Source organism: Anaeromyxobacter sp. PSR-1, assembly GCF_000964525.1.
Taxonomy (GTDB): Bacteria; Myxococcota; Myxococcia; order Myxococcales; family Anaeromyxobacteraceae; genus Anaeromyxobacter.
This window is the reverse complement of sequence record NZ_BAZG01000170.1, coordinates 1-9,715: the sequence shown is the minus strand read 5'-3', so window position 1 is coordinate 9,715 and position 9,715 is coordinate 1. Positions and strand designations below refer to the sequence as shown.

At 73.1% G+C, this 9,715-nt stretch carries 11 protein-coding genes; 3 read left to right on the top strand and 8 right to left on the bottom strand.

The window, feature by feature from the left end:
• Positions 1 to 140: 140 nt before the first annotated feature.
• The 4 genes from nuoK to PSR1_RS18680 are packed head-to-tail and all read right to left on the bottom strand — an operon-like array spanning position 141 to position 2,787.
• Complete coding sequence (gene nuoK / locus PSR1_RS18695) at positions 141 to 440, bottom strand: NADH-quinone oxidoreductase subunit NuoK (protein ID WP_012528283.1); 300 nt, start codon at positions 438 to 440, stop codon at positions 141 to 143.
• On the bottom strand, positions 440 to 946 hold the full coding sequence (locus PSR1_RS18690) for an NADH-quinone oxidoreductase subunit J (protein ID WP_059438949.1): 507 nt from the start codon (positions 944 to 946) through the stop codon (positions 440 to 442). The genes nuoK and PSR1_RS18690 overlap by 1 nt, the downstream gene beginning before the upstream one ends.
• Before the next feature lie 3 nt (positions 947 to 949).
• A complete protein-coding gene (nuoF, locus tag PSR1_RS18685; protein ID WP_059438948.1) occupies positions 950 to 2,275 on the bottom strand; it encodes an NADH-quinone oxidoreductase subunit NuoF in 1,326 nt (441 codons plus the stop codon).
• Positions 2,272 to 2,787 carry an NAD(P)H-dependent oxidoreductase subunit E gene (locus PSR1_RS18680; RefSeq protein WP_059438947.1) on the bottom strand — a complete coding sequence of 172 codons (516 nt, stop codon included), beginning with the start codon at positions 2,785 to 2,787 and terminating at the stop codon, positions 2,272 to 2,274. Before PSR1_RS18680 ends, nuoF begins: the two co-directional genes overlap by 4 nt.
• Positions 2,788 to 2,884: 97 nt before the next feature.
• Here PSR1_RS18680 and PSR1_RS18675 point away from each other — a divergent pair, with 97 nt between their 5' ends.
• Entirely contained in the window at positions 2,885 to 3,631 is a 747-nt protein-coding gene (locus PSR1_RS18675) for a TIGR02266 family protein (RefSeq protein WP_059438946.1), read from the top strand.
• A 72-nt stretch (positions 3,632 to 3,703) separates the two neighbouring features.
• Here PSR1_RS18675 and PSR1_RS18670 read toward each other — a convergent pair whose 3' ends face one another.
• The 3 genes from PSR1_RS18670 to PSR1_RS18660 form a co-directional block, all read right to left on the bottom strand.
• Positions 3,704 to 4,135: a GNAT family N-acetyltransferase gene (locus PSR1_RS18670; RefSeq protein WP_059438945.1), complete on the bottom strand. Its 432-nt coding sequence runs from the start codon at positions 4,133 to 4,135 to the stop codon at positions 3,704 to 3,706.
• Positions 4,136 to 4,233: 98 nt separating this feature from the next.
• Positions 4,234 to 4,521 (bottom strand): HU family DNA-binding protein, encoded by a 288-nt coding sequence (locus PSR1_RS18665; protein ID WP_011423249.1) that lies wholly within the window; start codon positions 4,519 to 4,521, stop codon positions 4,234 to 4,236.
• Positions 4,522 to 4,705: 184 nt separating this feature from the next.
• The gene (locus PSR1_RS18660) at positions 4,706 to 5,824 is read right to left on the bottom strand and encodes a hypothetical protein (RefSeq protein WP_059438944.1); all 1,119 of its coding nucleotides are present in this window, start codon (positions 5,822 to 5,824) and stop codon (positions 4,706 to 4,708) included.
• Positions 5,825 to 5,987: 163 nt separating this feature from the next.
• On the opposite strand from PSR1_RS18660, the gene PSR1_RS18655 reads away from it, so the two are divergent.
• Complete coding sequence (locus tag PSR1_RS18655) at positions 5,988 to 6,788, top strand: PilZ domain-containing protein (RefSeq protein WP_237758141.1); 801 nt, start codon at positions 5,988 to 5,990, stop codon at positions 6,786 to 6,788.
• Between the two features lie 184 nt (positions 6,789 to 6,972).
• Here PSR1_RS18655 and purF read toward each other — a convergent pair whose 3' ends face one another.
• Complete coding sequence (gene purF / locus PSR1_RS18650) at positions 6,973 to 8,430, bottom strand: amidophosphoribosyltransferase (RefSeq protein WP_059438942.1); 1,458 nt, start codon at positions 8,428 to 8,430, stop codon at positions 6,973 to 6,975.
• Between the two features lie 150 nt (positions 8,431 to 8,580).
• Between purF and PSR1_RS18645 the strand changes: the two genes are divergently transcribed.
• On the top strand, positions 8,581 to 9,715 hold a 1,135-nt coding region (locus PSR1_RS18645; RefSeq protein WP_237758140.1), incomplete at its 3' end, for a neutral/alkaline non-lysosomal ceramidase N-terminal domain-containing protein.

Sequence of the window (9,715 nt, the reverse complement as noted above, 5' to 3'; positions counted from 1 at the left end):
AGGAGCAGCTCCGCGCCGCAGTGCGGGCAGGTCTGCCTGCCGAACCGGTCGGTGGTGAACGTCGCCTGGCAGCGGGCGCAGCGAGCGAGCATGGCGCGGAGCTTACCGCGTCCGCCCACGCCGGCCCGCGGGAAAGCGCGCTACTCGGAGAGGACCCGGACCTCGTCCACGTTGATGGCGCCGCGGCTCCGGTAGATGGCGATGACCACCGCCAGGCCGACCGCCGCCTCGGCCGCCGCCACCGCGATCACGAAGAACGCGATGGCGTGCCCGGCGAGGTCCCCGCTCCTGCGGGCGAACGCCAGGAAGGTGAGGTTGGCCGCGTTCAGCATGAGCTCGACGCTCATCATGAGGATGAGCGCGTTGCGCTTCGTGAGCACGCCGAGCAGGCCGATGCCGAACAGGATCGCGGCGAGCCAGAGGTAGTACTCGACCGGCATTAGATCCGCTCCTTGGCCACGACCACCGCGCCCACGATCGCCACGAGCAGCAGGAGGCTGGTGACCTCGAACGGCAGGAGGAACTGGGTGTAGAGCACCCGGCCGACCGCCTTCACGGTGCCGAAGTCGGCGGTGAGCGTGGCGAGCTCGCCGGTGCGCGCCTGCGCGATGGCCGAGGCGAGCACCGCCACGAGCAGCACCACGCCGAGCGCGCCGATGAGCTGCATGGCGCGCCGCGGTTCCTTGATCAGGTGCTCGTCGCCGAGCGAGAGCAGCATGATCACGAACAGGAACAGCACCATGACCGCGCCCGCGTACACCAGGATCTGCATGAACGCGATGAGGTGCGCGACCAGCAGCACGTAGATCCCGGCCAGGAAGAAGAACGCGGCGACGAGGTTCATCGCGGCGTACACCGGGCTGCGGGAGACGATCACGCCGATCGCGGTGGCGACCAGCGGGATGGCGAACACCCAGAAGGTGACCTGCTCTGCCGTGACGCTCATCGCCTAGTACCTCACCGCCCCGACGAGGGCTTCACGCGAGGACTGGTCGAGGCCCCAGCCGCTCTCGCCCATGGGGCAGCGGTGCGCCTCGACGTGCCGCAGGAACTCCGGCTTGAACTTCTTCAGGAACGACTGGACCGGCATGGCCGCCGCGTCGCCCAGCGCGCAGATGGTGTTGCCGGCGATGTTGCCGGCCACCTGCTCGAGCTTCTCCACGTCGGCGGCGGTGGCGTGCCCGTGCTCGATCTTCTCGAGGATGCCCTCCATCCACGAGGTGCCCTCGCGGCAGGGGGTGCACTGGCCGCAGCTCTCCTCGGCGTAGAACTTCGCGATGCGGGCCAGGGCGCGGACCAGGCACACCGACTCGTCGAACACGATCACGCCGCCCGAGCCGGACATCGACCCGGCCGCCTTCACCGCGTCGAACTCGAGCGAGATGTCGATCTCGTGCGCGGCGAGCACCGGCGCGGAGGAGCCGCCGGGGATGACCGCCTTCAGCTTGCGGCCGCCGACGATCCCGCCCGCGTCCTCCATGATCAGCTTCTTCAGGTTGTAGTGGACCGGCTTCTCGTAGACGCCCGGCCGGTTCACGTGGCCCGAGACGCCGAACAGGCGCGTGCCGCCCGACTTGCCCACGCCGAGCGCGGCGAACGCCTCGCCGCCGTTCGCGACGATCCAGGGGACGTTCGCGATGGTCTCGACGTTGTTGATGATGGTCGGCTTGCCCCACAGGCCCACCACCGCGGGGAACGGCGGCTTGAGGCGCGGGTAGCCCTTCTTGCCCTCGAGCGACTCGAGCAGCGCGGACTCCTCGCCGCAGATGTACGCGCCGGCGCCGCGGTGCACGTGGATGTCGAGCGGGAAGTCCTTCTTGCCGAGCAGGCGCGGGCCGAGGATGCCGGCGTCGCGCGCCTCCTGGATGGCCTGCTCGAGGATGCGCGCCTGCCGCGCGAACTCGCCGCGGATGTAGATGTAGGCGAGGTGGATGTCGAGCGCGTAGCAGGTGAGCGCGATCCCCTCGATCAGCATGTGCGGATCGTGCTCGATGATGTAGCGGTCCTTGAACGTGCCCGGCTCGGACTCGTCCGCGTTCACCGTGAGGTAGCGCGGGCGGACGTCCTTCGGCAGGAACGTCCACTTGAGGCCGGTCGCGAACCCGGCGCCGCCGCGGCCGCGCAGGTTCGACTTCTTCACCTCGTCCACGATGGCGGCCGGGTCGGCGCCCATGGCCTTGTCGAGCGCGCCGTAGCCGCCGTCGGCCCGGTACGAGGCGAGCGAGGCGGAGTCCGGCTTGCCCCAGCGCTTCGAGAGGATGAGCGTCTCGCTCACTTGAGCCCTCCGACGATCTGGTCGACCTTCTGGATGGTGAGCCGCTCGTGCATCTCCTCGTCCACCAGCATGGCCGGGGCGGTGCCGCAGGAGCCCAGGCACTCCACCTCGCGCAGCGTGATGCGGCCGTCGCGGGTGGTCTGGCCGTTGGCGAGCTCGAGCTTCTTCTTCAGGTGCTCGAAGACGCGCTCGCCGCCGGTCAGGCAGCAGGAGACGTTGGTGCAGACCTCGACCACGTGCCGGCCCGGGGGCTCGGTGTGGAACATCACGTAGAAGGTCGCGACCTCTTCGGCGCGCGCCGGCGACGTCCCGAGCCGCTGCGCGGCCAGGCGCTGTACCGCCGGGGACAGGTAGCCGAAGATCTCCTGCCCCAGGCGGAGGGCAGGGATCATCGCGGCAGCCTTCCGATCGGGCGGGTACCGGTTCAGGATCCCCGCCAGCTCCCGGTCGAAATGCTCGACCTTCTCACGGGGCAGTTCTTCGACCGCACCAACCGACGCAGGGTTCGTCATAAGGGTCCGGGAAGTCTGGGCGAAAACCGGGGCAGGCTAGTGAGGACATGTAAGATTGTCAAGGAGATCCGCAGCGATATACTCGACTCCTCAAGTCATGACCGAGGGACGGGAGCAGCGCCGCGACCCACGCGTTCCACTCGTCCTTAGGGTCGAGTACCCCGGCGTTCCCAACGCCGTCCGCGACGCCACCGAGAACCTCTCCGCCGGGGGCCTCTTCATCCGGACCGAGCGCGAGCTGGAGCCAGGCACGCGGATTCCCCTGCAGATCTCCTTTCCGGGGCTCCTTGCACCCTTCGAGGTCGAGGTCGAGGTGGTCCGCCGCCGGGCGCCGGGGGAGGCGGGGCCCGCCGGCGTGGCGGTCCAGATCCCGCCGGACCGGGCCGCCGATCGGCAGAAGCTCGCGCAGCTCGCCGAGACGGCGCGGAGCGCGCGCGGCCGGACCCGGGGCGGCTACCGGGTCCTGGTGGTCGAGGACAACCCGCACGTCGTCGAGATGTACGAGTACGCGCTCCGCCGGCTGCGGAGCGGGAGCGACGCGCTCGATGTGTCGGTCGAGTTCGCCACCAACGGCCAGCAGGCGCTGGAGCGGCTCGCGGCCCCGCCCGCGGTGGACCTCGTGCTCACCGACCTGTTCATGCCGGTGATGGACGGCTTCGCGCTCATCGAGCGGATCCGCGCCGACCCGCGGTACGGCGAGCTGCCGATCATGGTGATCAGCGCCGGCGCCGCCGACGCGCGCACGCGCGCCATCGACCTGGGCGTGGACGTGTACCTGCAGAAGCCGGTGCAGTTCGTGGACGTGATGAGCACCGTCCGCACGCTGCTGCACGTGCGCGGCTGAGCCGCCACTTCGACTCCGCCCGCTCATCCCGAGCGTAGCGCGGCCGTGAGGCCGCGCGGAGTCGAGGGACCGTCACAGCCGCTTGCGCATCACCACGTGCTCGATCCCGGCCTCCTGGAACGGCGCGCCCTCGGGCGCGTAGCCGTGGCGCCGGTAGAACGCCTCCACGTAGCGCTGCGCGTGCAGCTCGATCTCGGCGAGCCCCTCGAGCCGCGCCCGCGCCTCGAGCGCCTGGAGCACGAGCCCGCCCACGCCGTCGCGGCGGCGATCGCGCGCCACCGCCATGCGGCCCACGCGCCCCACCCCGCCCGCCTGCCGCACCAGCCGGCCGGTGCCGACGCAGCGGCCCGCGTCGAGCGCCACCACGTGGAACGCGGTCGCGTCCTCGGCGTCGTGCTCGAGCTCCATGGGCACGCCCTGCTCGGCCACGAACACCTCGTCGCGGAGCGCGAGGGCGAGCCGGCGCAGCGGCTCGGTGTCGGCGGGGACGACGGAGATCGGCATGGCGGGCTCCTCGGGCTCTTTCACGGAGAGGCGATTCACCAAAGGAAACGCCCGCCGGAAGGCTCCGGCGGGCGCGGTTGCTCCGGTCTGCCGGAAGGCTACTTCTTGGCCTTCTTGTTGAAGATGTCCTTCAGCGCCTTGGCGGGCGTGAGCTTGATGGCGGTGCGGGCCGGGATCTTGATCTGCTCGCCCGTGGCCGGGTTGCGGCCGATGCGGGCCTTGCGGTCCACGAGCTTGACCGCGCCGAGCCCGCCGAGCGGGATCTTCCCCTCGGCCTTCAGCCGCTTCGTCACCACCTCCTCGACCGCCTCGAACACCGCGCGCACCTGCGCCTTCGAGACCTGCGAGCCCTCGGCCACCGCCTGGAAGAACTGAGCCTGCGTCATGTAGGGGATCCCTCCGTTCGCACCGCCGCAAGGTTTTCGAGGCGGCGAATGGCTTCGGAGATATCGCTTCCGGATCCACACGTCAACTTCATCGCGGCGCGGATCGCCTGGAAAATGGGCCGATCGTGACGATCCCGGGCCGCCGCCCCCCGCCCGGAAGGCGGGCGGGAGGGAGCACCCGGAGTCACGTGAGGGCGGCCACGATCTCGAAGACGATGAGCAGGATGATGGCGAGCTCCAGCAGCTCCGACCGGCTGGTGTCGGCGGCGTCGCCGATGAGGTCGTTCACCTCCGCGAGGAGCCGCTGCTTGCGCAGGACCGACTCCTGCCACGCGGGCAGGCGGAAGCGCCGGACGGCCGACTGGTACAGGCGCGCCAGGTAGAAGTCCCCCACGATTTTCACCGCGTTTTCCAGCCTTTCGATCATTTCCGAGAGCTCGAGCAGGAGCGCGGCGGTGCGCCGCTGGAGCTTGCGGTAGCGGCGCGTGAACACGTTCGCGACCGGGCTGCCGCCCGCCTCGATCTCGTCGTAGATGCGGTGCAGCTCGGTGTCGAGGAGCGCGTCGTAGTAGCGCAGCTCGAGCAGGTGGGCGGTCGCGAACTCGAGCAGGTCCGGGATGTCCTCCACCCCCGAAGGCTCGGAGACGAAGGCGCTGTTCCAGTGCACCACCGCCAGGTCGTCCTGCAGGTAGGAGAACCGGTGGGACAGGACCTCCTGCCGCTCCGCCGCGGAGAGCGGCACCTCGCTGGTCTCGCCGAGCAGGAGCTCCGGCACGTGCCCCCCCGAGAGGAGGTCGCTGGCCGGGATCGGCCCCTCCTCGAAGCGGCGCACCAGGAACACCTGGTAGCTCTCCAGCCCCTCCCACGCGTGCGGGCGCTCCAGCGCGGCGCCGAGCGCGCGCGCCACCGCCTCCGCCTCGCGGCGCGCCGCCGTGTCGAGCGCGGGCGAGGGCTCCACGAACAGCGCCTCGGCGAGCGGCACGAGCGCGCCGAGGCTCGTGCCGGGCGCGATGGGCAGCCGGTAGCGGATCGAGACCACGCCGTAGTCGAACACGTGCGCGCTCGCCTCGGCCGGCCGCGTCCCGTCGCCGAGCGGGAGGTCGCGCGCGCCGAGCGCGAGCTGCAGCGGCGGCCGCGGGAACTCGAGCGCGGAGGCGGACTGGGCGCCCTCCAGCCGCAGGCGGCCCGCCGGCGCGGACGCGGCGCGCTCGGCGGCCACGAGGTCCACCGCGTCCGCCACGTCGAACAGCCGGTACACCAGCACCTCGCCGTCCGCCACCCGGGGCCCGTCCAGCGTGCGCATGCCGCGAATCTACAGCGCCTCCCCGGCGCGTGGGGTCGCCGCGAGGTGGAACGACCCGCCCGCGCGTCCAGGGCACCGCGCCCCAAGCACAGGCCCCCGCATGCCCGTTGCGGCCTGGCGGGGTTCGTCGTTCATGTTGCGCGCGCCTGCCCCCGCGGACCCCGTGAGCCTCGCCGTCATCCACAACCCGCGCGCCTCGCCGCGCGTCCCCGCGCGCTGCGAGGTGCGGGTGCGCCAGCGGCTCTGGCGCTGGTCGGCCGAGACCGCCGACCTCGGGCCCGGCGGGTGCCAGCTGATCTCCGGGCGGCGCATCGCGCCGGGGCGCGCGGTGCGGGTGACGCTCGCGCTGCCGGCGCTCCGCGTCGAGGTGCGCACCGCCGCGCGGGTGGTGTGGTCCCGGCCGAGCGCGCCGGGGCGGCTCGGCCTCGCCTTCGAGGGCACGCCGTCGCACCGCGCCTGGTTCCAGGCGCTGGCCCTCGCCGACCCGGCCGTCTCGGCCGCCGCCCGGCGCGCGCCGGACCGGCTCCCGCTGGAGGCGCGCGTCTACCTGGGCGCGCCGCCGCCGCCGGCGCCGGGCTTCACGCCGGACGAGCTGGCGCTGCTGCGGCGGGTGGGATCCGGCGTCCGGGTGGGCGGCCTGCTCGCGTCGCTGGGCGGCACGCCGTCGGAGCGGACCGTCGGGGCGCTGTTCGGCCTGGTGACGCGGCGGCTCCTGGTGCTCGAGGCCGCGGCGTCGCCCGGCCCGGAGCGCTGGCGCGCCACGCTGGCCGCGGCCGAGGCGGCCGCCGGCGTGCCGGCGCTGGCCCGGCCCTCGACGGCGCAGCGGCTCTTCGAGGAGGGCATGGAGCACCTCGCGGCCGGGCGGACCGCGCTCGCGCTCCGCCGCTTCGAGGAGGCGCACGCGCACGCGCCGGCCGACCGCGAGATCGCGGCCATGGCGGCGCGGCTGGCGCGCTGGAGCTGATGGCGGCTCCCGTTCGCGCGGGGCCCGTCGCGAGGCACACGATGGCGTCGCCGAGCCGGGCACACGAGGACCGAGCAGCGCAGGCGTGCCCGTAGGCACGTCGAGCAGCGCAGGGACGAGTCTGCCCGGCGCAGGCAGCCAGCGTGCGCCGCAGCAGGGCTCCGCGCGAATGGGCGGCGCCGTGCTACTGGCCGACCAGCCGGAGCGGCGGCGGCGCGGTGCGCTTCGGGAACTGGATCAGGTAGTCGCCGGTGAAGCAGGCGTCGCAGAACCCGGTCCGCTCCTCGCCCATGGACGCGTACATGCCCTCGAGCGAGAGGTAGCCGAGCGTGTCGGCGGTGACGTAGGTCGCGATCTCCTCGATGGAGTGCGTGCTCGCGACCAGCTCCTGCCGCGACGGCGTGTCGATGCCGTAGTAGCAGGGCCAGGCGGTGGGCGGCGAGCTGATGCGCAGGTGCACCTCGCGCGCGCCCGCCGACCGCAGCATCTTCACGATCTTCCGGCTGGTGGTGCCGCGCACCACCGAGTCGTCCACCACCACCACCCGCTTGCCGCTCAGCACGTCCTTCAGCGCGTTCAGCTTCAGCTTCACGCCGAAGTGGCGGATGGACTGCTGCGGCTCGATGAAGGTGCGGCCGACGTAGTGAGACCGGACCAGCCCCATCGCGAACGGGATGCCGCTCTCCTCGGCGTAGCCGATGGCGGCGGGGACGCCCGAGTCCGGGACCGGGATCACCAGGTCGGCGTTGACCGCGTGCTCGCGCGCGAGCTGGCGGCCGAAGCCGTGGCGGACCGCGTACACCGACCGGCCGAACAGCACCGTGTCCGGCCGCGCGAAGTAGATGTGCTCGAAGACGCAGCGCCCGAGGCGCGCCGGCGGGCGCTCGTCCGGGAAGAGCCGCTCGCTGCGCAGCCCGCTCCCGTCCACGATCACGAGCTCGCCCGGCTCCACCTCGCGCACGTACTCGGCCTCGATGAGGTCGAGCGCGGTGGTCTCGCTCGCGAGCACCCAGCTCCCCTTGAGCCGCCCGAGCACGAGCGGCCGGAAGCCCATCGGGTCCCGCGCGCCCACCATCACCTTGGGGGTGAGGAACAGGATCGAGTACGCGCCCGACACCCGCCCCAGCGCCTGCCGGACCGCGCCCACCAGCTGCTCGGCCGAGCCGGGCGCGCCGGACGCCCGGGCGCGGGCGATGAGGTGGACGATCACCTCGGAGTCGGTGGAGGCGGTGAAGATCGAGCCCTGCGCCTCCAGCTCGGCGCGGAGCGCCTCGGCGTTCACCAGGTTGCCGTTGTGCGCGAGCGCCACCGGGCCGCCGGCGTACTGGACCGCGAGCGGCTGGGCGTTCTTGAGGTGGGAGGCGCCGGTCGTCGAGTAGCGGACGTGGCCGATGGCGGCCCCGCCTTTGAGGGTGGAGAGGACGCCCGCGTCGAAGATGTCCGCGACGAGGCCCATGTCGCGGTGGGTGTGGAGCGTCTCGCCGTCGCTCGAGACGATGCCCGCGGATTCCTGCCCGCGGTGCTGCAGCGCGTGCAGGCCGAGGTAGGTGAAGTTGGCGGCCTCTTCGGACTGGCCCACCGCCCAGATCCCGAAGACGCCGCACTCGTCCTTCAGCTTGTCGTAGACGGCGTCGTACCCCATGAGGCGCGGGAGTATAACGATCCACGCTTGAAAATGCCTCCCGCCAGACGACTCCTCCTCGCGGCCGCGTTCCTCCTGGGAATTCCCGCCGCGATCCTCGCCGTCGCCTCCCTCCCGTGGCACGGCGACCGGCCCGCGGAGGCGCCCCGCGTGACGGCCGTGCGCCGCTGCCAGGGTCCGCTGTCCGCCGGCGCCGCCGCGGCGACCTTCGAGCTGCCGCCCGGCGTGCCGATCGGCGGCTTCGCCCGGCTCCGGTACGCGAGCGAGGGGGTCCGCGATCCGGTGGGCGCCCGCGCGCTCGTCCTCTCGGCCGGCGAGTGCCGCTTCGCGCTCGCCTCCGCGGAGATCCTGCTCGTCCCGGAGGCGCTCGAGGTGGCGGTGCGCGCGCGGCTGGGCGACGTCCCGCTCGACGGGCTCCTCGTCGGCGCCACCCACACGCACTCCGGCCCGGGCGGCTACTGGGATCACGTGTTCGGCGAGCACATCGCCACCGGCCCGTTCGACCCGGTGCTCCGCGATCGCATCGCCGGCGGGATCGCCGAGGCCATCCGCGCCGCCGCGGCGGCCTCCGGCCCGGCGCGGCTCTCGGTGGGCGAGGGGCGCGCCGAGGAGCTCGCCTACAACCGGACCGTGGGGCCGGTCGAGGCCCGCCTCACCGTGGTGCGGATCGACCGGCCGGACGGCACGCCGGTCTCCGAGGTGGCGGTCTTCGCCGCGCACCCGACCACGCTCGGCCGCGCGAACCTGCTCATCTCCGGCGACTGGCCGGGCCGCTACCTCGCCGGCGGCGGCCACGGCGTGCGGCTCTTCTTCCAGGGCGCGCTCGGCGACCAGGCGGCGACGCCGGTGAAGGGCCCGGAGGGCACCCCCACCGATCGCTACGGCGACGCGTTCGCGCGCGCGGTGGACGGGCTCGCCTACTCGGCGCCGGACCCCGCGCCCGCGATCGCCTTCGCCACCGCCGACGTGCCGCTGCCCGCGCCGGATCCCGGGGCCGTCCCGCCGCTCCTGCGCCGCGCCGCGAGCAACGCGTCCTGGGACACCATGCCGGCGCGCGCCGACGTGGAGGCGCTGCGGCTCGGCGGGCTCGTGCTGGTGGCGGTGCCCGGAGAGCCGGTCTCCGAGGTCGCCGAGGCCTGGCGCCGCGCGGCCGGGCCGGGCGCGCAGATCGTCTCGCTCGTGAACGGGTACGTCGGCTACGTGGAGACGCCGCGGATGATGGCCTCGGAGCGCGGGGAGACGCCGCGGACCTACTACGGGCCGTCGCTCGGGGCGCGGCTCGAGC

What these genes read in the sequence shown, in the direction of transcription:
- nuoK (WP_012528283.1), bottom strand. Translation starts at nt 440, where the DNA reads ATGCCGGTCGAGTACTACCTCTGGCTCGCCGCGATCCTGTTCGGCATC.
- PSR1_RS18690 (WP_059438949.1), bottom strand. Translation starts at nt 946, where the DNA reads ATGAGCGTCACGGCAGAGCAGGTCACCTTCTGGGTGTTCGCCATCCCG.
- PSR1_RS18680 (WP_059438947.1), bottom strand. Translation starts at nt 2,787, where the DNA reads ATGACGAACCCTGCGTCGGTTGGTGCGGTCGAAGAACTGCCCCGTGAG.
- PSR1_RS18675 (WP_059438946.1), top strand. Translation starts at nt 2,885, where the DNA reads ATGACCGAGGGACGGGAGCAGCGCCGCGACCCACGCGTTCCACTCGTC.
- PSR1_RS18670 (WP_059438945.1), bottom strand. Translation starts at nt 4,135, where the DNA reads ATGCCGATCTCCGTCGTCCCCGCCGACACCGAGCCGCTGCGCCGGCTC.
- PSR1_RS18665 (WP_011423249.1), bottom strand. Translation starts at nt 4,521, where the DNA reads ATGACGCAGGCTCAGTTCTTCCAGGCGGTGGCCGAGGGCTCGCAGGTC.
- PSR1_RS18660 (WP_059438944.1), bottom strand. Translation starts at nt 5,824, where the DNA reads ATGCGCACGCTGGACGGGCCCCGGGTGGCGGACGGCGAGGTGCTGGTG.
- purF (WP_059438942.1), bottom strand. Translation starts at nt 8,430, where the DNA reads ATGGGGTACGACGCCGTCTACGACAAGCTGAAGGACGAGTGCGGCGTC.